Below are 20,455 nucleotides of genomic sequence, written 5' to 3'. Positions count from 1 at the left end.
ACGGAATATAGATAGCTCGCTAATAATTTGTTTTTCAAGTGACTTCAGTGAACCCGACTATCGTTAAAAACGTCCTTTCAAGAGTCTTTTACGTGCCTATCACTTTGCAGGCTTTGTTTGCGCCTGACCGCCGCGCCCTACAGTTCGCAATCAAAACCTTGATCGGTGGCGGTCTGGCCCTGTGGCTGGCATTGCGCTGGGGGCTTGAGCAACCCGCCTGGGCATTGATGACGGCGTTCATCGTCGCTCAGCCATTGTCTGGAATGGTGGTGCAGAAGGGGCTGGCACGGCTGCTGGGCACGCTGGTCGGCACGATTATGTCGGTGGTATTCATGGGCTTGTTCGCCCAGACGCCTTGGCTGTTTTTGCTGGCCTTGGCGTTGTGGCTGGGGCTGTGTACGGCGAGTTCAACGTTGCTGCGCAGTGCCTGGTCCTATTCATTTGTGCTGGCCGGTTACACGGTGGCGATCATCGCGTTGCCGGCCATTACCCATCCGCTGACGGTGTTCGACCAGGCCGTGGCGCGCTGCACGGAAATCTGTCTGGGCATCCTGTGCGCCACGGCGGCCAGCGCGTTGCTGTGGCCAATGCGCGTCGAGCGACAACTGGCGGATCAGGCGCGAGCCGCCTGGAACAGCGGGATGAATGCTGCGCGTGCAACGCTGGCCGGCGATGCTCAGGCCCGTAAGGGGTTGCTGGAAATCCTCGGGCGAATCGTCGCGGTCGATGCCCAGCGCGAACATGCCTGGTTTGAAGGTGGCCTGGGTCGGCAGCGGGCACGAGCCATCAGCGGCTTGAGCCAGAAGCTCTTGATGCTGCTGCGCATTGCCCGTTCGGTGCGCCGTCAGTGGAAGCAACTGGAACCACAGGAAGCCGAGCAACTGTCGCCGTGGATGACCGAGGTTCAGGTTGCGCTCAGCGGCGACGATACGGCGACCCTGCAAGCGTTGCGGCCGAGGTTGCTCGATGCGTCCCATGACCCGCACATCAGCTCGGCGCAGAGTTATTGCCTGGCCCGTTTCACCTTGTTGCTCGATACCGCGATGGCGGCCACTGCGGCGATGAAAGCGGTGGAGGAGGGGCGCGAAACGGTCGATCCGCCACGCACCCTGGCGCCGCACCGCGACCTGTCATTGGCGCTGGTGTTTGGCGCGCGTAGTGCCCTGGCGTTTCTGGTGGTGTCGTGCTTCTGGCTGGCGACGGCCTGGCCCGCCGCGTCGGGCGCCCTGGTGCTGACGTGCGTGGTGTGCAGCCTGTTCGCCAGTCGAGAGAACGGTGCGCAGATCGGCATGAGTTTTATGCGTGGCATTTTCCTGGCGATTCCCGCGGCGTTTTTCGTCGGGCAGATTCTGCTGCCGCAATGGAGCGGATTTGCCTTGCTCTGCATGGGCATGGGCGTGCCGTTGTTTTTCGGTGCGCTGGGCATGGCCAAGCCGCAGATTGGGGCCACGGCGACTTCGTTCTGTCTGCATTTCATCGTGCTGGTGTCGCCGCTGAACGCGATGAAATTCGACGTCGCCACGTTCTTCAACAGCGCCCAGGCGATGGTGGTCGGTGTCGGCGCGGCGGTGCTGGCGTTTCATTTGCTGATCCTGCGTAACCCGGCGTGGCATGGCCGCCGCTTGCTGGCAGCGACGCTCGACGATCTGGTGCGGCTGACCCGACGTAACCTGCGGGGTGCCGAAAGCTGGTTTGGCGGACGCATGGCCGACCGCTTGCTGCAACTGGCGCGGCACTATCCCGAGTTGCCGGAACCGGCGCGCAGTCGCTGGGATGACGGCTTGCTCGGCCTCGATATCGGCGATGAATTGTTGCATCTGCGGTTGAGCCTGGCGGTGGCGCAAGTGCCGGTCAGCGCACCGCAGCGGCGTTATCTCGAGCAGTTGGAAAAAGTCCTTGAGCAGGGCCCTGCGGGCAACTGCGCCGATGCGCTCGAACGACCCAGCGCAGATTTCTTGAAGACCTTGTACGCGTTGCCACCCAGCGACGCGGTGAAACTGGCTCAGGGCGCGGTGCTGCAACTGCAGAGCAGTTGGCGCGCCTGGTGCCGTCAGCAGGAGCAAAGCCATGGGCTTGCGTGAGTGGTCGGTGGGCGGCGTGCTGCTCAGTCCGTTTTTGATTTACGTGCTGCTGGCACTGCTGGTCACCGGAGCCTTGCGCATGCTGTTGCGCCTGACACCGGTCGGCCGCTGGATCTGGCACGAAGCACTGTTTGATTGCGCCTTGTACGTCTGTGTATTGACCTTGATCACCGTCGTCCTCGGACCTTTATAAGGAGTTGAACATGCGTACCCCCGTACGTGTCGCGGTAACCTTGAGCCTGGTGGCGGTGGCGATCTTTGCCGGCTTCCATTTGTGGCAGTACTACATGCTCACGCCCTGGACCCGGGATGCGCGGATCCGCGCCGACGTGGTGGTCATCGCCCCGGACGTCTCGGGGTGGGTGCGTGAGCTCAAGGCGTTCGATAACCAGCCGGTCAAGGCGGGCGACCTGTTGCTGAGCATCGATCGTGACCGGTTCGAAGCGGCGCTGGAGAAGGCCCAGGCGGTGGTGCAGACCCGCCAGCAACAACTCAATCTGCGCGAACGCGAAGCCAGTCGCCGCGCCAGCCTCGGGCCGCAAGCCATCAGTGCCGAACTGCGCGAGAACGCGCAAATCAACGCCGGTATCGCCCGGGGTGAATTGCGTGAAGCTCAGGCGGAAGCCAAGGTTGCCGAACTCAATCTGGCGCGCAGTCAGGTCCATGCGCCTCGCAGCGGCCACATCACCAACCTGCGCCTGGCCCAAGGCAATTATGTGAACGCCGGGCAACCAGTGATGGCGTTGATCGATGATTCGACCTTCTATGTGCAGGCGTATTTCGAGGAAACCAAGTTGTCGCGGATTCGGGTGGGCGATCCGGTGAAGATCTGGTTGATGAGCGCGGGAGAAGCGCTGGACGGGCATGTGGAAAGCATCAGCCGCGGGATTACCGATCGCAATACCACGCCAGATGGGCAGTTGTTGGCGGAGGTAGAACCGACGTTTAACTGGGTGAGGCTGGCACAGCGGATTCCAGTGCGGATCAAGATTGATAAATTGCCGGAGGGCATGAATCTGAGTTCGGGGATGACGGCGAGTGTGCAGGTAAGCGAACGCTAAATACGCTGCGCCGCAATCATTGTGGCGAGGGAGCTTGTCGGAACGCTGCACCGTCCCGCTCGGCTGCGAAGCAGTTGTAAAAACTAACGCCGCGGTTGATCAGATCAAACGCGACGCCTGATTTGGGGGTGCTGCGCACCCCAACGGGACGGTGCGGTGTTCCGACAAGCTCCCTCGCCACAGGTGAGAGGTGAATCAGCCGATGCTGATCGCCGGCAGGGTCGGCAGCGTCACCGTCTGCTGCTTGCGCGGCGCCAGAATCTCGGCCTCGCCATCCACTACCAATTCATCGCGCTGGTTAAACACCCGCGTGGCGATCCGCACACGAAACTTCGGCAGTTTCTCGAGGATTTCCAGGCGCACGGTCAGGGTGTCGCCAATCTTCACCGGCTTCTGAAAGCTCATCTGCTGACCGATATAAATAGTCCCCGGCCCAGGCAACTCGCAAGCCACGGCCGCGCTGATCAGCGCACCGCTGAACATGCCGTGAGCGATGCGCTCCTTGAACATGGTGCCGGCGGCGAATTCCGCGTCCAGGTGCACCGGGTTGTGATCACCCGACATCGCGGCGAACAACTGAATGTCGCGCTCTTCGACCGTCTTGCTGTAGCTGGCGGTCTGGCCGACTTCGAGGGCTTCGTATGGGGTGTTGGTAACCTGGGTCATCTGTTTCAATTCCTGTGACGAATAAAAAATCCACAAAAAAACTATTCCGATCTGGGTGGCCGGCGGTGGCTCAGCGCCTGGGCGATCCAGTTCAACACGTCATTGATCACTTCATCGCGGTTGCTCTCGTTGAACAGTTCATGCCGTGCCTGCGGGTAAATAGTCAGTTGCAGGTTCTGGCTGCCGGCCGCGCGTAGTGCATCGGCCAGATCCTTCAGACGTTTGCCTTCGCTCACCGGATCACATTCACCGCCAATCACCAGCAACGGCAGGCCCGGATCAATCTGAGCGAGATTGGACGCTTTGCTGATTTGCTGCAACCCACCGAGCAAATCGATCCACAGCTGATTGGTGCAACGAAAGCCGCAGAGCGGGTCGTTGGCGTACCGATCGACTTCCGCCGGATCGCGGCTGAGCCAGTCGAAACGCGTGCGCACCGGTTTGAATTTTTTGTTGAACGAGCCAAACGACAGCCACTCGATCAGCGCACTGCGGCCCTTGGGCCCCTGACGCAATTTTTCGACACGGGCAATCTGACGTGCCGCACGATAGAGAGCGATGGGCTGGAAGTTCGAACCGCTGAGCACCGCACCGTGCAGGCTGGCGCTGTGATGCAGCAGGTAGGCCTGGGCGATGTAGCTGCCCATGCTGTGGCCGAGTAGCACGATCGGCACGCCAGGATGTTGCTGGCCGATGTGCTGGTTGAGGCTCGCCAGATCGCCAACCACTTTGCACCAGCCATCGTCATCGGCGAAATGGCCGAGTGTCCCGTTTTCGGCAGTTTTGCCATGTCCACGCAGGTCCGGCGCGTAGACACCGTAACCCTGCGCGCAGAGTTTTTCCGCCAGGCGGGCGTAGCGACCGCTGTGTTCCGCCATGCCATGGGCCAGCAGAATCACGGCTTTCAAAGGCGGATCGGGCAGCCACTGGTTGACGAAGAGGCGGCTGCGGTCACTCGCGGTCAGCCAGAAAGTGTCGTGGATCATGGCGATTCCTTTGCATGGGGCTGCCGGGTATGAAAATAGCCTCGATGCATTGTATAGCGCATCCAGCGCTTGCCGTCTGATCAGGCCACGCCGCTGCAGCAAGATTCACGCGGTCAATGACGCCCATTGGCATATTTGCCTGATTCGCCATAGCTGCTAGTGTCCGTGAAGCCCCGCTTTTACAAAAGTGACAGAAAAGCGGCCCGGATAGGCTCAGGTAAAGAGGACAAGAACAATGCAACCTGATTTCTGGAATGACAAACGCCCGGCCGGCGTGCCCCTGGACATTGACCTTGGGGCCTATAAGTCGGTGCTTGAGGTGTTCGAGCGTTCCTGCAAGAAATTCGCTGATCGCCCCGCCTTCAGCAACATGGGCGTGACCCTGACCTACGCCGAACTGGAACGCTACAGCCTGGCGTTCGCCGGTTACCTGCAAGCCCACACCGACTTGGTGCCGGGGGATCGCATCGCGGTGCAGATGCCCAACGTTTTGCATTACCCGATTGCCGTGTTCGGTGCCTTGCGCGCCGGGCTGATCGTGGTCAACACCAACCCGCTGTACACCGCGCGGGAGATGCGTCATCAGTTCAAGGACTCCGGTGCCCGGGCGTTGGTGTACCTGAACATGTTCGGGGCCAAGGTCCAGGAAGTGCTGCCCGACACCGACATCCAGTACCTGATCGAAGCGAAGATGGGCGACCTGATGCCTGCCGCCAAGGGTTGGCTGGTCAACACGATGGTGAGCAAGGTCAAGAAAATGGTCCCGGACTATTCCTTGCCCCAGGCGATTTCCTTCAAGAGCGCGCTGCGTCTGGGCCGGGGCCTGGGCATCAAGCCGCTGAACGTCAGCCTCGACGACATCGCGGTGTTGCAATACACCGGCGGCACCACCGGCCTGGCCAAGGGCGCGATGCTGACCCACGGCAACCTGGTGGCGAACATGCAACAGGCGCGGGCATGCCTCGGACAGTTCGGCAGCGACGGTCAGCCATTGCTGCGCGAAGGTCAGGAAGTGATGATCGCGCCGCTGCCGCTGTACCACATCTATGCCTTCACGGCGAACTGCATGTGCATGATGGTGACCGGCAACCACAACGTGCTGATCACCAATCCACGCGACATCGGCGCCTTCATCAAGGAGCTGAAGAACTGGCGGTTCTCGGCACTGCTGGGGCTTAACACGCTGTTCGTTGCATTGATGGATCACCCCGACTTCAAGACCCTGGATTTCTCCAGCCTCAAGCTGACCAACTCCGGCGGCACCGCGCTGGTCAAGGCCACCGCCGAGCGCTGGGAACAGCTCACCGGCTGCCGCATCACCGAGGGTTATGGCCTGACCGAAACCTCACCGGTGGCCTGCACCAACCCCTACGGCGACAAATCGCGTATCGGCACGGTCGGCCTGCCGGTGCCGGGCACCACCCTGAAAGTGATCAACGATGAAGGCGTCGAGCAGCCGCTGGGCGAGCGAGGCGAACTGTGCATCAAGGGCCCGCAGATCATGAAGGGCTACTGGCAGAAACCGGAAGCCACCGCCGAGGTGCTGGATGCCGAAGGCTGGTTCAAGTCCGGCGATATCGCGGTGATCGACCCGGACGGTTTTGTGCGCATCGTCGATCGCAAGAAAGACATGATCATCGTCTCGGGCTTCAACGTGTACCCGAACGAGATCGAAGACATCGTGATGGCTCACCCGAAAGTCGCCAACTGTGCGGTGATCGGCGTGCCGGACGAGCGTTCGGGGGAGGCGGTGAAGCTGTTTGTGGTGGCCCGCGAATCAGGGGTCAGCCTTGAAGAGCTGAAGGCGTACTGCAAGGAAAACTTCACGGCGTACAAAGTGCCCAAGCACATTGTGTTGCGGGAGTCGTTGCCGATGACGCCGGTGGGCAAGATCCTGCGGCGGGAGTTGCGGGATATCGCGTAGTTGGTGAATGGCCGCGCTTCGCGCGTTCGCGGGCAAGCCTCGCTCCTGCAGGTTCGTGTCGTTCATTAAGTCAGCGAACGATGCGAGCCTGCAGGAACGAGGCTTGCCCGCGAAGCTTTTAAACATCTGAAGCCCCCGGTTTCACAGGCTTTTCAGGGATGTATAGAATTTTTGCTCTAAAATGACCGCTAGCAATTCTTGAGTCACAATTGTGACCGTAGAGGCCGCTTTTGGCTCTAGTCGACCCTTGGCAAAGCTGCTACTCTCGGCGCGCTTTGTGACGTCTCGGGCTTATGAAAGCGCTAGATTCACCGACAAACACACACCAATAATAATCGCATCAAATGCGGTGCTGAATTCGCGTTGCTGAGGAGTGGGCTTCCATGAACGAAGACTTTTGGAAGGATAAGTACCCTGCCGGGATTGCTGCCGAGATCAATCCAGACGAGTATCCGAATATTCAGGCAGTGTTGAAACGTTCCTGCCAGCGCTTCGCCGACAAACCGGCATTCAGCAACCTGGGCAAGACAATCACCTACGGTGAACTGTACGAATTGTCCGGTGCCTTTGCCGCTTACCTGCAACAGCATACCGACTTGCAGCCGGGCGATCGAATCGCCGTGCAACTGCCCAACGTGTTGCAGTACCCGGTCGCCGTATTCGGTGCCATTCGCGCCGGGCTGATCGTGGTCAACACCAACCCGCTGTACACCGCGCGGGAAATGGAACACCAATTCAACGATTCCGGTGCCAAAGCCCTGGTCTGCCTGGCCAACATGGCGCATCTGGCCGAAATCGTCGTGCCGAAAACCGGCGTCAAGCACGTGATCGTCACCGAAGTGGCCGACCTGCTGCCACCGCTCAAGCGCCTGCTGGTCAACAGCGTCATCAAGTACGTGAAGAAGATGGTCCCGGCGTATCACTTGCCCAAGGCAATCAAGTTCAACGACGTGCTGAGCAAGGGCCACGGCCAGCCAGTGGCTGAAGCCAACCCGGCCAGCAGCGACGTTGCCGTCCTGCAATACACTGGCGGCACCACCGGCGTAGCCAAGGGCGCGATGCTGACCCATCGCAACCTCGTGGCGAACATGTTGCAGTGCAAGGCGCTGATGGGTTCCAACCTCAACGAAGGCTGCGAGATCCTGATCACGCCGCTGCCGCTGTACCACATCTATGCCTTCACCTTTCATTGCATGGCGATGATGCTGATCGGCAACCACAACATCCTGATCAGCAACCCGCGCGATTTGACGGCGATGGTCAAAGAACTGTCGAAGTGGAAGTTCAGCGGCTTCGTCGGCCTCAACACCCTGTTCGTGGCGCTGTGCAACAACGAAGCGTTCCGCAAGCTGGACTTCTCGGCGCTGAAAGTCACCCTGTCCGGCGGCATGGCCCTGCAACTGGCGGCAGCCGAGCGCTGGAAAGCGGTCACCGGTTGCGCCATCTGCGAAGGTTACGGGATGACCGAAACCAGCCCGGTCGCCACCGTGAACCCGATCCAGCACATCCAGATCGGCACCATCGGTATTCCGGTTCCATCGACCGTGTGCAAGGTCATCGACGATGCCGGCGTTGAACAGCCGCTGGGCGAAATCGGTGAACTGTGTGTGAAAGGTCCGCAAGTGATGAAGGGCTACTGGCAGCGTCAGGACGCCACCGATGAAATGCTCGACAGCGAAGGCTGGTTGAAGACCGGTGACATCGCGCTGATCCAGCCGGACGGCTACATGCGAATTGTCGATCGCAAGAAAGACATGATTCTGGTCTCCGGTTTCAACGTTTACCCGAACGAGCTGGAAGATGTGCTGGCGACCCTGCCGGGCGTGCTGCAATGCGCGGCCATCGGCGTGCCGGACGAGAAGTCGGGCGAGGCGATCAAGATCTTCATCGTCGCCAAACCGGGCGTGACGTTGACCAAGGAGCAGGTGATGGAGCACATGCGTGCGAACGTCACCGGTTACAAGGTCCCACGCGCCGTGGAGTTCCGCGATGCGCTGCCGACCACCAACGTCGGCAAGATCCTGCGCCGCGAATTGCGCGACGAAGAGCTGAAGAAGCTCAACGCCAGGAAAGTCGGCGCGTAACAAACAAAAAGCCCCGCAGATGCGGGGCTTTTTTTTTAAACGCTATCAGGACCGCTTTTGTGGCGAGGGAGCTTGCTCCCGCTCGACTGCGAAGCAGTCGCAAACCCGGCGTATGCGGTGCATCTGACGAAACGGGGTTGCAGGTTTCAGGGCCGTTTCGCAGCCCAGCGGGAGCAAGCTCCCTTCGCCACAGGGGGCTCGTTATTTACAGGCGAAACGGCGCGAAATTGACGTTGGTGCCCGCCGGACGCATGTCCTGGAGGTACGAGTCCTTGTCGGCGCTCAGTTCCAGGCTCAAGGCGGCCTTGCGCTTGCCTTCGTTGCGCACCACCAGGCCCTCAAGCTTCTCGCGCAGGAACACCGTCGGCACTTTCAAGTGCAGCAGTTCGTCGGTTTCCGGCGTGTGCATCAACAGGTGAACCCATTCGTACTGACCAATGGCCAGGCGCGCCACCGGGATATCGAACCACCAGATGTTGCGGTTGCGGTTCAGTTCGGTGAAATGGCAGTTGTTGACGCCAAGCACAGCACCGCCGAGTTCCTGGTTTCTGCGGGCAATGGCCTGCTTTTTATCGAGTTTCATAACATTCCTACGGGATTGGATCTTCAGCGCCATGGCCTGAATACGTTGCGCATTCTCGGGGGTTGGTCGGCAAACATAAAGCCCAACCTGCATTGAACGATGAAATGTCGCCGTGAAATAAATGAAACTCCACGCAAATGCCCCCGGTCAATCTTTGTGTAACGACTTTTTCCGTTGAATTGTTCACAGGAGAAACACCATGAGCAGCACTGGCGATAAAGTAAAAGGCATGGCCAACGAAGCCGCCGGCAACGTCAAGCAAGGCGTCGGCAAGGCCACCGGTAATGACAAAATGCGCGCAGAAGGCGTCGTGCAGGAAAGAAAAGGCGAGGCCCAGCAAGCGGTCGGCAAAGCCAAGGACGCGATTAAGAAAGGCGTCGACAAGGCTTGATTCGGCCTTTGATGAACAACATGAACGGCCATCCACGGATGGCCGTTTTTGTGTCAGCCTGAACTTGCGCACGGAAATTGTTTCAAAGTCGCCAAGTAGGCTACTTTGATGTAGAAAACGGCCCCTGAGTCGCCTCGACTTCAACCCAACCTGCGGCGAAAGGAGACGCTAATGTTTTTCCCCCACATGAAAGGCCTGCGCCTGCACCGTGTGATGATGCGCACGGTCACCGAGTTCGTCGACGATGAGATGTCGACCTATGCCTCGGCGCTGGCCTATCAAATGCTGTTTTCGCTATTTCCCTTCATCCTGTTCCTGATCGCTCTGATCGGTTTCCTGCACCTGCCGGACTTCTTCTCCTGGCTGCGTCTGCAATCGGAACTGGTCCTGCCGCCCCAGGCGCTGGAACAGGTGAACCCGGTGATCGACCAACTCCAGCAGTCCAAGGGTGGCTTGCTGTCGATTGGTATCGTGATTGCCCTGTGGACCGCATCCGCTGGCGTGCGGCTGATGATGAGCGCGATGAACGCCGCCTACGACGTGGTCGAAGGCCGGCCCGCGTGGAAGCGTTTTCCGCTGTCGATCATCTACACCGTTGGCATCGCCGGCATGCTGCTGATCGCCGCCGCGTTGATGGTGCTCGGGCCGCAACTGATGGGCTGGATTGCCGCGCAAGTCGGCATGGAAGACTTCATCGTGACCCTGTGGACCATCGTGCGCTGGCCCGTGGTGGTGATTTTGCTGATGGTGGCCGTGGCGCTGATTTATTACGTCATGCCCGACGTTAAACAGGAGTTTCGTTTTATCACCCCAGGTTCGGTGCTGGCGGTGGTGGTGTGGATCCTTGCCTCCGTGGGCTTTGGCCTGTACGTCAAGGAGTTCGCCAACTACAACGCCATGTATGGCAGTATCGGCGCGATCATCGTGTTGCTGCTCTATTTTTATATTTCCGCCGCGGTGCTGTTGCTGGGCGCGGAGATGAATGCAGTGATCGAGCACATGTCGACCGAAGGCAAGAATGACGGTGAAAAAGTCCCCGGTGAGCTCGATCACGAACCCAAACACCACGTTTCCGGACTGGGTCGGGATCACTCGATCAAGCCGCACACTGACGAAACCATAAAATGATCCGTGAAATCCTGAAAATGGGCGATGAACGCCTGCTGCGCATTGCTCCGCCGGTGCCGGCCGAGATGTTCGACAGCCCTGAATTGTGGCAACTGATCGACGACATGTTCCAGACCATGGAAAGCGTCGGTGGCGTCGGCCTGGCTGCGCCGCAGATCGGCGTCGATCTGCAACTGGTGATCTTTGGGTTCGAACACAGCGAACGCTACCCGGACGCTGAAGCGGTGCCGCAGACCATTCTGATCAACCCGCTGATCACACCTTTGAACTCGCTGATGGAAGAGGGCTTTGAAGGTTGCCTGTCAGTGCCCGGCCTGCGCGGCGCGGTAGACCGTTGTCAGCAGATTCGCTACGAAGGCTTCGATCCCAAGGGCCAGCCTATCTTGCGGATCGCCGAGGGATTCCATGCGCGGGTGGTGCAGCATGAATGCGATCACCTGATCGGCCGGTTGTACCCGTCACGGATTACCGACTTCAGCCAATTCGGGTTCACCGAAGTGATGTTCCCGGACCTCGACCCTGACGCCGACGACTGAGCCGAAAACACCACAAACCACGGTGGGAGCGAGCCTGCGCGCGAAGGCGGCGGGTCATTCACCGATGATGTCGAATGACACGCCGCCTTCGCGAGCAGGCTCGCTCCTACATGTCGAACTCACAGACGGTTCCAGGCCCATGGCAATCATCGGTTTGCTGCGGGCATAACGGCTCAGGCGTTCGGTCATGGCGTAGGGCATTGGCGGATCGAAGGAAAACCCTCGGCGTTCATAAAAGCCCCGCAAGTCCGGGTGGCAGAACAGCCAGACCGGTTGGTCGAGACCGCGCACCGCTTCGGCGATCAACGCCGCCGCGATGCCCTGTTCGCGACAGGCCGGATCGACGAACAACCCCGTCAACCAATGCCCCCCGAGACCGGCCGCAAACACAGCGCGCCAATGATCTCCTCGCGTCTGGCGACCCACAGCTGAGCGTCGCGAACCGCTTTCATCGACGATTGGTGGGCGCGATAAAACTTGTTCATCAGCGGCCATAACGGCTCGGCGAGCAGGGTGTACTGGGTGTCGGGCATGGGTTCGATCTGTCGGTGCGCAAAGCGGGTGATTATAAAAGAACGCGCGGCCGGCGATAGGTGTATACCTGATCTCACATCCCGTATGAGTGGAGTACGTATCATGGCCAAAGGCATGGATTCAAAAAAAGCGGCAAAGAAGAAACCGGCGAAAACCGCCGATGAAAAGCGCGCAGACAAGAAGGCCAAGAAGGTGGATGTGTTCGGTCATTGATCTCGCCACAAGGGAGCCCGGTCTTCGGGCTCCTGCTGCATGCCTAAAGAAATAACCCAATAATCTGCAAGATTTCCCTGCGCCATTGCACAGAGGGGGACGGGTCCCCGATCTGAGCAACGCCATGCCCCATTACTTCGATGCCGCCCACGGGCAGACATTGCGAGTTCGTTTGATGCGCTGCAGCGCTACAGGCATTCCTGATTTTCCTCGCTGAACCGATTTTGTCCTCAATACTGGCCGACTAGTGGCCTTGCGCCCCTCTATCGACTGTCTACGCTGACTTCTAACTACCCATGTCGCTCGCCCTATGAAAGATGGCGCAGCAAGAGTGCCCAACCCAAGGCGCCGACAGGGAGTAACAAGGAGCTGGCCGGTAAAGGGAATTACTTATGAAACCGTTAGGGCTGGCCCGGTCCCGGGCTATCAAGAGAAGGATGTCTTGATGAGTGCGTTGCTGCATGGACACTCCGATTGAACATCATTGATCACCTGACACTTCCTCCCGTGGAGGAACGCGTGTGCCTGTTCCATAGAACGTTGTGGTGGATCCGTTGAAAGACCAAAGACCTTTCATCAATCAAAAGAACGCGCTGAAGGTGATACGACCATGTTTAACCTACATCACAAGGCTGACCTGCTGGAAATCGAGCGCTATAGCTGCGCGTTGAGCGAAGCCAACGCCAAGTTGGCGGCGGTCAGTCGATCAATGGCGATGATCGAGTTCACGCCGGACGGCATCGTGCTGGATGCCAACGACAACTTTTGCAGTGTCATGGGGTACAGCGCCGACGAAGTGCGCGGCAAACATCATCGGATCTTTTGCGAGGAAGCTTTTTATCGCAGCGAGGCTTACGCGAAGTTGTGGCGCGACCTGGCCCGTGGCGAACCGGTGGGCGGGAGCTTCTTGCGCTTGAACAAGCGCGGCAAGGAGGTCTGGCTCGAAGCCAGTTACATGCCGGTGTTCGGTCCCGACCGTCAGGTTAAAAGCGTGATTAAAGTTGCCACTGACATCTCCGCCAGGGTTTACAAGGAACACGAAGAAGAAAGCATGCTCGCCGCCATAGGTCGTTCCATGGCGGTGATCGAGTTCACCCCCGAGGGCAACGTCATCACGGCCAACGATAACTTTCTGAAGACGATGCATTACTCGCTCAACGAAGTGGTGGGGAAACACCACAGCCTGTTTTGCCACCGCGCCGAATCCGAGTCGTCGGCTTACAAAGCGTTCTGGGCATCACTCAATCGCGGCGAGTATCACTCTCATCGTTTTGAACGCAAAGATAAACACGGCCATACCGTGTTTCTCGAAGCGTCCTACAACCCTTTGTTCGACGCCAAGGGCCGGCTCTACAAAGTGGTGAAGTTTGCCAGCGACATCACCCGGCAAATCGCCACGTTGCAAACCGCTGCGGAGTCGGCGCACAGCACGTCGGTGCAAAACGACGCTTGTGCACAGAAAGGTTCTCAGGTGGTGCAGCAAACGGTGCAGATCATCCAGGACATTTCCCGGGATTTGAACGAAGCCGCGCTCAGTATTGATGCCGTCAGCAAACAGTCCGACATCATCGGCACCATCGTGCAGACGATTCGCGGCATTGCCGACCAGACCAACTTGCTGGCGCTCAATGCAGCCATTGAAGCGGCCCGGGCCGGCGAGCATGGGCGGGGTTTTGCGGTGGTCGCCGATGAAGTACGCAGCCTCGCGGCACGCACGAGTCAGGCGACGCTGGAGATCGTCGACGTGGTGCGCAAGAACCATGACCTGTCGTTGAGCGCGGTGACCAGCATGCAGTCGAGCTTGAGCCGAACCGGACTTGGGGTGGAACTGGCGAACGAGGCGGGGGAGGTGATCCTGGAGATTCAGCAAGGGTCGCGGCATGTAGTAGATGCAATCAGTCAGTTCAACGAAACGTTGCAGTTGAACTGACTGATTGCGTCGCGTCTCTTGTAGCAGCCGGCTGTGCCGGTTGCTGCATGAAGTGCAGGGTTCCCTGCCGTTAAAGCGAAGCGAGGAACTTGTCGACCACCCGGCTACTGCCTTTCTCACTGTTGGCGTTTTCTTTCTCGACCTGCGCCAGTTTGACCTTGTCCTCCGTGCGCTCGGCGATCTCTTTGGCGATCGCCTGTTGTTTCTCCGGTGGCATGGCTTGTACTTCTTCTTCAGTCAGCCCCATCTCTTGCAGAATGTTGTCGCGCAGGCGCTGCTCCGGCGTTTTGCTCATGTAGTCCTTGAAGTCGCTCATGGCGGCGCTGTCCGTGACCCTGGCTTTAACATCGGCCGGCAGTTGGAAAGACTCGAGCGCTTGCAATTGCACGCGGGTTTTGGCGAACGCTTCATCCACGTTGTCGCTGATTTTGCTCGCCTCGCTGACTTGCCGGGTGGCATCCCGGGTGGCGGAAGTCTGCACCTGCGCGGTTTGCGCCTGAACGTTGCTTTGCAACGTTTGCAGCATCGCCCCCTGAAGGCCGGCAGCGGCTTCAGCCGCAGGATCATCGCCGGGCTTCTTGGAGAGCGGGATCATTAACGTTTGTTGTTTGGCACTGACCAACATGATGAATAGACCTTGCAGGTAGTTGTGGTGCGGTGCTTTGAGCAAATAGTATGCCTATAGGCAAAAACCACTATAAATCAACCAGTTAGTGAGTGCTGGCCGAGGGGGTGACGTGGGTTCTGCGGTTAGCCTTTGCCGCTTGGCGGCAAACAAGGCAGGGCATCAAGGCAGGCCATTGCAGCCGAACTTGAGGAACCCCGGACGTTGTGCCAGTCGCTGAAAATACTCGTCGATGGCCGGGTAATCGGGCCGCTCCATCGGGGTCATCAGCCAGCGGTTGACGGACAGCCCGATGACAATGTCGGCGAGGGTGAAGCGTGGCCCGGCGACGTAAGCTTTGGTCGCCGCGAGCTGGTGTTCGAGGATGCCCATCTTCTGGTTCCAGCCACGTACACCGGCAGCAATGTGATGCGGGTCCTGGAACTCCGGATCTTTACGCACCAATGCCGTGAACGCATAGCTCCATGAGGCATTGAGTTCAGTGGCTTGCCAATCCATCCATTGCTCGACCCGAGCGCGCGCGGCCGGTTCGTGGGGGAGCAGATCGGTGTTCTGGTGTTTGCCGGCCAGATAACGGCAGATGGTGTTGGACTCCCACAGCACTCCAGCGTCGTCGATGATCACCGGCACCAGCGCGTTGGGATTGAGCCGCAGAAACTCCGGTGTGTGGGTTGAGGCATAACCGCTACCCCAATCCTCGCGTTCGTAGGCAACGCCCAGTTCTTCACAGGTCCACAGGACCTTTCTGACATTGATGGACGACGCCTTACCCAAAATCTTCAGTGCATGTTCCATTGAGCTACTCCGTTAGCGATTCGACGCTTCAGGAATCTGACAGACATTGCGCGGTTTTCAAACCGGATCCGGCAACGCCGAGGCGGGCAAACCAAACGTGCGATCAAACAGCCAGTTGAACGCGAAGGTGTAGCACGGGATGAAAATGATCAGCGCCAGGTCCAGCAGGAAAGCCTGCACCAGGCTGATGTTCATCCACCAGGCGATCAGCGGGATGAGAAACACTATCAAGGTTAGTTGAAATCCCACGGCATGGGCGATGCGCCGTTTAACGGTGCGGGTGCGCGATGGCTGACGACGTTCCCAGCGCTCGAACACTGTGGTGTAGATGAAATTCCAGGTCACTGCGATGGTGGTGATGATGACGGCCAACGGCCCGGTGCTGCCAGGCGAGGTGCCGGACAGCAATGCCAGGCCCAGCGTCGAGAAGGTCATGCCAAAGACTTCGAACAGCGACACGTAGACCAGTTTTCGTTTAACGCCTTGCATGGAGTTTTGCCTCTTTCTCGCGAACTTGAAGCCAGCAGCACTGGCGAAGGCGACGAAAGATAGCTTCAATAGTACTGACAGAAAAAGTCAGAAGCTTTCAGTTTTATTGATAGGACGAGGAATGAATTTTAACAGCGACAGCATCGAGTTGTTCCTGGCCGTGATCGAGCGCGGTTCGTTTTCGGCGGCGGCGCGTGTGCTGGGCAAAGTGCCGTCGGCGGTGAGCATGGGCATTGCCAACCTGGAAGCCGAGCTCGGATATCCGCTGTTCGATCGCAGCCATCGCGAACCGGTGCCGACGGCGATGGCCAGTGCGTTGGTGCCGCACGCGCGGTTGATCGCCGAACAGCTCAAGCAGCTGCAGGTGCATGCGATCGAGCTGTCGCTGGGGCTGGAAAGCAAGTTGTCCATTGGCGTCGTGGCGGACCTCGACAAGCGCCATTTGCTGGCCGCGATCAAGGTCATCGCCCAGCGTCATCCGCTCCTGGAGATAGAACTGCTCAGCGCGCCCCAGGACGATGTGCTGGCGATGCTCCACAGCAGTCGCGTCAGCGTTTGCCTGGCCTTCGCGGGGTTGAGCATGAACGTACTGGAGCGATTCCAGTTCGTCGGCACCGAGCGCGTGATCGCCACGCTGGCAGCGGACAATCCGCTGTTTCAGGGCGAGGATTTGTTTCTGGAGGATCTGGTTCACGTGCGGCAAATCATCGTTGCCAGTCGCGACCTGCCGATCAGCGAAACCCGGCCTTTGGTGGGCGAATCCTATTGGCGCACCGACACCCTCGCCATGGCGCTGGAAATGGTCGAAGCCGGATTGGGCTGGGGCAATTTTCCGTTGTCGGTGGTCCAACCGTTACTCGATGCCGGAAGACTCAAGCGCCTGAGTTTCCGCAACATCGAGAACGGTCTGGTGCTGCCGGTGCACGCGGTATGGCTCAAGAGCCAGCCGTTGCAGAAAGGCGCGATGGCGTTTGTTGAACTGATGGGTCGCTGAGCACGCAGTGAACTGATCGTTCCCACGCGGAGCGTGGGAACGATCAGATGCCGTGTCAGGTACTTTCGCGCACCTTCAACTCAAACCCCATGTCCTGCACCGGTTTCGCCACGGCGTTGCCCGCCAGCAAGGTCAACATCAACTCCGCCGAACGTCGGCCAATCGCCTCGCGCGGGGTACTGATGCTGCTCAGGCGCGGGACCATGTGCGCCGAGGCGGGCAGGTCGTTGAAACCGAGGATCGCCACTTGTTCGGGGATTTTGATCCCGCAACGCATCGCTTCAAGCAGGGCGCCCTGGGCCAGGTCGTCGTTGCCGAAGAAAATGGCATCGACATCAGGATGATTGGCGAGCAGTTGCAGGAACAGTTCGCCCCCCAGGCCGACGGAGGAGGCGCGCGGCGTCAGCACTTCCAGGTCCGGGTCATACAAACCGGCCTTTTGCAGGGCTTTGCGGAAACCTTCGCCGCGCAGCAAGGTGCGTTGATCCAGCTGCGCGCCGATGTAGGCCAGGCGCTTGCGCCCACGTGACAGCAAATGGTGCGCCGCCGTTTCACCCGCCGCGAGTTGCGAGAAACCCACGCAATTGAGCCCGGCGGCGCTGTCCAGTTCCATCATGTACACGCACGGAATGTTGCTCGCCTCGATCATCCGTCGCGAACTTTCGGTGCGGTCGAAACCGGTCAGCAGCAAACCGCGAGGCTGATACGCCATGTAATTGCGCAGCAGGTTTTCTTCTTCATCGCGCGAATAATGGAAGTTGCCGATGAGCACTTCGAAGCCCTTGGGGCGCAAAACCTGATGAATGGCTTCCAGCGTATCGATGAACAGCAGGTTGGACAGCGAAGGCACCAAAACCACCACCGAATGGCTCTGGGCCGAGGCTAAGGCGCGGGCGGCAGGGTTGACCACGTAGTTGAGTTCAAGGGCCGCTTTCTGCACTTTTTCCACCAGTTCGGTGGCCACCGTGCTGACGCCGCGCAAGGCGCGGGAGGCGGTGATCGGGCTGACACCGGCCAGGCGTGCCACTTCGTTCAGGGTAGGGCGGCCAGTGGTGCGCGTATTCTTATCGTTTTTAGTGGAGATCATCGGACGGCTTGCCAAACAAAATTCGAGGCACTAAGGTAGCGCTGTCTCGATGCAGCTGCAAATGCGTGAGCGGGGTTTGCCTGATCCCCGCTTTTTGGCATTGGGAACGAACATGCTGCAACCCACAAAAATGACAAGAAGGCGTCGGCAACTTCTGCTTTTGCTCAAGCGTCATAACTGGCAAAGGTAGCGCTGTCTGCGCGCTGAGGTGTTACATGAATCATTCCATCACCGCCCTGGTCATCATGGGCGTTGCCGGTTGCGGCAAGACTTGCGTCAGCGAGGCCTTGTGCCAACTCAGCGGCGCGACCGCCATTGAAGGCGACACTTTCCACCCTGCCGCCAATATCGAAAAGATGAGCGCGGGCATCCCCCTGAACGACGAAGACCGTGCCGGCTGGCTCGACAGCCTGTGCGATGAATTGCGCCGCGTCGACGCTCAGGGCCAGCGCCCGGTGCTGACCTGCTCGGCCCTCAAACACAGTTACCGCGAACGTCTGCGCAGCGCCTTGCCGGGCCTGGGCTTCGTGTTCCTTGAGCTGACCCCTGAAGTCGCCGCTGATCGTGTCTCCCACCGGCCGGGCCACTTCATGCCTTCGACCCTGATCGACAGTCAGTTCGCCACCCTTGAATCCCCCGTTGGCGAGCCCTTGACCCTGGCGCTGGACGCTTCGAACCACAGCGTCGAGCAACTGGCGAAGCAAGCGCATGTCTGGTGGCAGGCCCATGGCCTGAAACAGGCCGTATGAGTTTTTTTCGAAGAGATAGCGCTGTCCTGATGGCGTGCGAGTTACCCGCTTTAATAACAACAACAACCAGGAGACACCCCTAATGTTTGGCATGTCCCACGAGACGTTCCTGCTGCTCGATGCAGTGGTCACGGTGATCGGGCTTATCGTCCTGATCACCAAGTTCAAGTTCCACCCGTTCATTGCCCTGATCATCGCCGCAGCCTTTCTCGGGCTGACCTCCGGCATGCCGATCGGCACCATCATCAAGGCGTTCCAGGACGGCTTCGGTGGGGTGCTCGGTTTTGTCGGGATCATCCTCGCGCTGGGCACGATGCTCGGCAAAATGATGGCCGAGTCGGGCGGGGCGGATCAGATTGCCCAAACCCTGATTCGTGCATTCGGCAAGGACAAGGTGCAGTGGGCGATGATGTTCGCCGCGTTCCTGGTCGGCATTCCGCTGTTCTTCGAAATCGGCTTCGTGCTGCTGATCCCGCTGGTGTTCATCGTCGCCCGACGTACCGGCGTGTCGATCATCAAGATCGGTATCCCGCTGCTGGCCGGTCTGTCCGCCGTGCACGGCCTCGTTCCGCCGCACCCGGGTCCGTTGCTGGCCATCGGCGTGTTTGGCGCTGACATCGGTAAAACCATTCTTTACGGTCTGATCGTTGCGCTGCCGACGGCCATCATTGCCGGTCCGATCTACGGCACGTTCATCGCCAAATACATCCCCGGCCATCCTAACCAGGAACTGGTGGATCAACTGGCACGTGAAAACGAATCTGCCGATCTTCCGAGTTTCTCCATCACCTTGATCACCGTGCTGTCGCCGGTTTTCCTGATGTTGCTCAAAACCTTTGCCGATGTGGTGCTGCCGGACGGTAACTTCTTCCGCACCTTCATGGACCTGATCGGTCACCCTATCTCGGCTCTCCTGCTGGCGTTGCTGCTGTCGCTGTACACCTTCGGTTACAAGCAGGGCATTGGCTCCAACCAGATGCTCAAATGGCTGGATGCCAGCCTTGCGCCAACCGCCGCGATCATTCTGATCATCGGTGCCGGTGGTGGCTTCAAGCAGATGCTGGTCACCAGCGGTGTGGGTGACGTGATCGGCCACATGGCGGTGGAAGCGCAGATCTCGCCGATCCTGCTGGCCTGGCTGGTGGCGGCGGTGATTCGTGTGGCAACCGGTTCTGCAACCGTGGCGACCATTACTGGCGCAGGCATCGTGGTGCCGGTGGTGGGTATGATTCCGGGTGTGAACCGTGAGCTGCTGGTGCTGGCCACTGGTGCCGGTTCGTTGATCCTGTCTCACGTCAACGACGCGGGTTTCTGGCTGGTGAAGCAGTATTTCAATATGACCGTGGCGGAAACCTTCAAGACCTGGACCGCGATGGAAACCATCCTGTCCATCGTTGCGCTGGGCTTTATCCTGTTGCTGTCGATGTTCGTTTAAGCGGCTCTTTGTTTAAGCAAGGCGCAGGTACAAAAAAACCGCAGCAATGCGGTTTTTTTGTGGGTGATGATTTCATGGCTCAACACATCACCCTTGTAGGAGTGAGCCTGCTCGCGATAGCGGTGGGGCAGTTGACACTTCAATTGGATGTGATGGCCTCATCG

General features: G+C 59.1%; 19 protein-coding genes and 2 pseudogenes. 13 read left to right on the top strand and 8 right to left on the bottom strand.

Features of this window, described 5'->3' with window-relative positions; all coding sequences use genetic code 11:
- Positions 1 to 92 precede the first annotated feature (92 nt).
- From HP062_RS13150 to HP062_RS13140, 3 genes are read left to right on the top strand one after another with little or no spacing between them, the layout of a single operon-like run.
- Positions 93 to 2,081, top strand: coding sequence for an FUSC family protein (locus HP062_RS13150; RefSeq protein ID WP_010457364.1), 1,989 nt, complete (start codon positions 93 to 95; stop codon positions 2,079 to 2,081).
- Positions 2,068 to 2,274, top strand: coding sequence for a DUF1656 domain-containing protein (locus tag HP062_RS13145; protein ID WP_008151119.1), 207 nt, complete (start codon positions 2,068 to 2,070; stop codon positions 2,272 to 2,274). Before HP062_RS13150 ends, HP062_RS13145 begins: the two co-directional genes overlap by 14 nt.
- Positions 2,275 to 2,284: 10 nt before the next feature.
- Entirely contained in the window at positions 2,285 to 3,142 is an 858-nt protein-coding gene (locus tag HP062_RS13140; protein WP_077748686.1) for an HlyD family secretion protein, read from the top strand.
- Between the two features lie 195 nt (positions 3,143 to 3,337).
- Here the strand turns inward: HP062_RS13140 and HP062_RS13135 are convergent, their stop codons facing one another.
- Together HP062_RS13135 and HP062_RS13130 are read right to left on the bottom strand one after the other, a co-directional pair.
- Positions 3,338 to 3,808 carry a MaoC family dehydratase gene (locus tag HP062_RS13135; protein WP_008151121.1) on the bottom strand — a complete coding sequence of 157 codons (471 nt, stop codon included), beginning with the start codon at positions 3,806 to 3,808 and terminating at the stop codon, positions 3,338 to 3,340.
- Positions 3,809 to 3,849: 41 nt separating this feature from the next.
- Entirely contained in the window at positions 3,850 to 4,794 is a 945-nt protein-coding gene (locus HP062_RS13130; RefSeq protein ID WP_010457358.1) for an alpha/beta hydrolase, read from the bottom strand.
- Positions 4,795 to 5,029: 235 nt separating this feature from the next.
- On the opposite strand from HP062_RS13130, the gene fadD2 reads away from it, so the two are divergent.
- A complete protein-coding gene (gene fadD2 / locus HP062_RS13125; RefSeq protein ID WP_010457356.1) occupies positions 5,030 to 6,718 on the top strand; it encodes a long-chain-fatty-acid--CoA ligase FadD2 in 1,689 nt (562 codons plus the stop codon).
- Between the two features lie 383 nt (positions 6,719 to 7,101).
- The gene (gene fadD1 / locus HP062_RS13120) at positions 7,102 to 8,802 is read left to right on the top strand and encodes a long-chain-fatty-acid--CoA ligase FadD1 (RefSeq protein ID WP_010457354.1); all 1,701 of its coding nucleotides are present in this window, start codon (positions 7,102 to 7,104) and stop codon (positions 8,800 to 8,802) included.
- 205 nt (positions 8,803 to 9,007) lie between these two features.
- Here the strand turns inward: fadD1 and HP062_RS13115 are convergent, their stop codons facing one another.
- Positions 9,008 to 9,385 (bottom strand): hypothetical protein, encoded by a 378-nt coding sequence (locus HP062_RS13115; protein ID WP_010457352.1) that lies wholly within the window; start codon positions 9,383 to 9,385, stop codon positions 9,008 to 9,010.
- Positions 9,386 to 9,584: 199 nt separating this feature from the next.
- Between HP062_RS13115 and HP062_RS13110 the strand changes: the two genes are divergently transcribed.
- The 3 genes from HP062_RS13110 (at position 9,585) to def (ending at position 11,440) form a co-directional block, all read left to right on the top strand.
- The gene (locus HP062_RS13110) at positions 9,585 to 9,776 is read left to right on the top strand and encodes a CsbD family protein (RefSeq protein WP_010457349.1); all 192 of its coding nucleotides are present in this window, start codon (positions 9,585 to 9,587) and stop codon (positions 9,774 to 9,776) included.
- Positions 9,777 to 9,947: 171 nt separating this feature from the next.
- On the top strand, positions 9,948 to 10,904 hold the full coding sequence (locus tag HP062_RS13105; RefSeq protein ID WP_010457347.1) for a YihY/virulence factor BrkB family protein: 957 nt from the start codon (positions 9,948 to 9,950) through the stop codon (positions 10,902 to 10,904).
- A complete protein-coding gene (gene def, locus HP062_RS13100) occupies positions 10,901 to 11,440 on the top strand; it encodes a peptide deformylase (RefSeq protein WP_172791513.1) in 540 nt (179 codons plus the stop codon). Before HP062_RS13105 ends, def begins: the two co-directional genes overlap by 4 nt.
- A 126-nt stretch (positions 11,441 to 11,566) precedes the next feature.
- Here the strand turns inward: def and HP062_RS13095 are convergent.
- Positions 11,567 to 11,973, bottom strand: a pseudogene (locus HP062_RS13095) (GNAT family N-acetyltransferase); the annotation flags it as partial.
- An 824-nt stretch (positions 11,974 to 12,797) separates the two neighbouring features.
- On the opposite strand from HP062_RS13095, the pseudogene HP062_RS31475 reads away from it, so the two are divergent.
- Both HP062_RS31475 and HP062_RS31470 read left to right on the top strand, forming a co-directional pair.
- Positions 12,798 to 13,517: pseudogene (locus HP062_RS31475) on the top strand (PAS domain-containing protein); the annotation flags it as partial.
- Between the two features lie 27 nt (positions 13,518 to 13,544).
- Positions 13,545 to 14,117 carry a methyl-accepting chemotaxis protein gene (locus tag HP062_RS31470; protein ID WP_238706180.1) on the top strand — a complete coding sequence of 191 codons (573 nt, stop codon included), beginning with the start codon at positions 13,545 to 13,547 and terminating at the stop codon, positions 14,115 to 14,117.
- 70 nt (positions 14,118 to 14,187) lie between these two features.
- Here the strand turns inward: HP062_RS31470 and HP062_RS13085 are convergent, their stop codons facing one another.
- From HP062_RS13085 to HP062_RS13075, 3 genes are all read right to left on the bottom strand, one after another.
- Positions 14,188 to 14,742: a hypothetical protein gene (locus tag HP062_RS13085; protein WP_172792577.1), complete on the bottom strand. Its 555-nt coding sequence runs from the start codon at positions 14,740 to 14,742 to the stop codon at positions 14,188 to 14,190.
- 162 nt (positions 14,743 to 14,904) lie between these two features.
- Complete coding sequence (locus HP062_RS13080) at positions 14,905 to 15,537, bottom strand: glutathione S-transferase family protein (protein ID WP_010457337.1); 633 nt, start codon at positions 15,535 to 15,537, stop codon at positions 14,905 to 14,907.
- 57 nt (positions 15,538 to 15,594) lie between these two features.
- Positions 15,595 to 16,026 (bottom strand): PACE efflux transporter, encoded by a 432-nt coding sequence (locus HP062_RS13075; RefSeq protein ID WP_010457335.1) that lies wholly within the window; start codon positions 16,024 to 16,026, stop codon positions 15,595 to 15,597.
- Positions 16,027 to 16,147: 121 nt separating this feature from the next.
- Between HP062_RS13075 and HP062_RS13070 the strand changes: the two genes are divergently transcribed.
- Entirely contained in the window at positions 16,148 to 17,020 is an 873-nt protein-coding gene (locus HP062_RS13070) for a LysR family transcriptional regulator (RefSeq protein ID WP_172791512.1), read from the top strand.
- A gap of 55 nt (positions 17,021 to 17,075) precedes the next feature.
- Here the strand turns inward: HP062_RS13070 and HP062_RS13065 are convergent, their stop codons facing one another.
- Complete coding sequence (locus HP062_RS13065; RefSeq protein ID WP_172791511.1) at positions 17,076 to 18,107, bottom strand: LacI family DNA-binding transcriptional regulator; 1,032 nt, start codon at positions 18,105 to 18,107, stop codon at positions 17,076 to 17,078.
- A 215-nt stretch (positions 18,108 to 18,322) separates the two neighbouring features.
- Between HP062_RS13065 and HP062_RS13060 the strand changes: the two genes are divergently transcribed.
- Both HP062_RS13060 and HP062_RS13055 read left to right on the top strand, forming a co-directional pair.
- On the top strand, positions 18,323 to 18,856 hold the full coding sequence (locus tag HP062_RS13060; RefSeq protein WP_010457327.1) for a gluconokinase: 534 nt from the start codon (positions 18,323 to 18,325) through the stop codon (positions 18,854 to 18,856).
- Positions 18,857 to 18,938: 82 nt separating this feature from the next.
- Positions 18,939 to 20,291 (top strand): GntP family permease, encoded by a 1,353-nt coding sequence (locus HP062_RS13055; RefSeq protein ID WP_172791510.1) that lies wholly within the window; start codon positions 18,939 to 18,941, stop codon positions 20,289 to 20,291.
- Positions 20,292 to 20,455 lie beyond the last annotated feature (164 nt).

Origin of the sequence: Pseudomonas sp. B14-6 (assembly GCF_013260315.1) — a bacterium.
Lineage (GTDB): Bacteria > Pseudomonadota > Gammaproteobacteria > Pseudomonadales > Pseudomonadaceae > Aquipseudomonas > Aquipseudomonas mandelii.
This window is presented reverse-complemented; position numbering and strand designations above follow the sequence as displayed.

Coding starts and splice junctions, on each gene's coding strand:
- HP062_RS13075 (WP_010457335.1), bottom strand. CDS start 16,026: ATGCAAGGCGTTAAACGAAAACTGGTCTACGTGTCGCTGTTCGAAGTC.
- HP062_RS13115 (WP_010457352.1), bottom strand. CDS start 9,385: ATGAAACTCGATAAAAAGCAGGCCATTGCCCGCAGAAACCAGGAACTC.
- HP062_RS13105 (WP_010457347.1), top strand. CDS start 9,948: ATGTTTTTCCCCCACATGAAAGGCCTGCGCCTGCACCGTGTGATGATG.
- HP062_RS13055 (WP_172791510.1), top strand. CDS start 18,939: ATGTTTGGCATGTCCCACGAGACGTTCCTGCTGCTCGATGCAGTGGTC.
- HP062_RS13060 (WP_010457327.1), top strand. CDS start 18,323: ATGAATCATTCCATCACCGCCCTGGTCATCATGGGCGTTGCCGGTTGC.
- HP062_RS13080 (WP_010457337.1), bottom strand. CDS start 15,537: ATGGAACATGCACTGAAGATTTTGGGTAAGGCGTCGTCCATCAATGTC.
- HP062_RS13130 (WP_010457358.1), bottom strand. CDS start 4,794: ATGATCCACGACACTTTCTGGCTGACCGCGAGTGACCGCAGCCGCCTC.
- fadD2 (WP_010457356.1), top strand. CDS start 5,030: ATGCAACCTGATTTCTGGAATGACAAACGCCCGGCCGGCGTGCCCCTG.
- HP062_RS13145 (WP_008151119.1), top strand. CDS start 2,068: ATGGGCTTGCGTGAGTGGTCGGTGGGCGGCGTGCTGCTCAGTCCGTTT.
- HP062_RS13070 (WP_172791512.1), top strand. CDS start 16,148: ATGAATTTTAACAGCGACAGCATCGAGTTGTTCCTGGCCGTGATCGAG.
- HP062_RS13085 (WP_172792577.1), bottom strand. CDS start 14,742: ATGTTGGTCAGTGCCAAACAACAAACGTTAATGATCCCGCTCTCCAAG.
- HP062_RS13140 (WP_077748686.1), top strand. CDS start 2,285: ATGCGTACCCCCGTACGTGTCGCGGTAACCTTGAGCCTGGTGGCGGTG.
- HP062_RS13110 (WP_010457349.1), top strand. CDS start 9,585: ATGAGCAGCACTGGCGATAAAGTAAAAGGCATGGCCAACGAAGCCGCC.
- def (WP_172791513.1), top strand. CDS start 10,901: ATGATCCGTGAAATCCTGAAAATGGGCGATGAACGCCTGCTGCGCATT.
- fadD1 (WP_010457354.1), top strand. CDS start 7,102: ATGAACGAAGACTTTTGGAAGGATAAGTACCCTGCCGGGATTGCTGCC.
- HP062_RS13065 (WP_172791511.1), bottom strand. CDS start 18,107: ATGATCTCCACTAAAAACGATAAGAATACGCGCACCACTGGCCGCCCT.
- HP062_RS13135 (WP_008151121.1), bottom strand. CDS start 3,808: ATGACCCAGGTTACCAACACCCCATACGAAGCCCTCGAAGTCGGCCAG.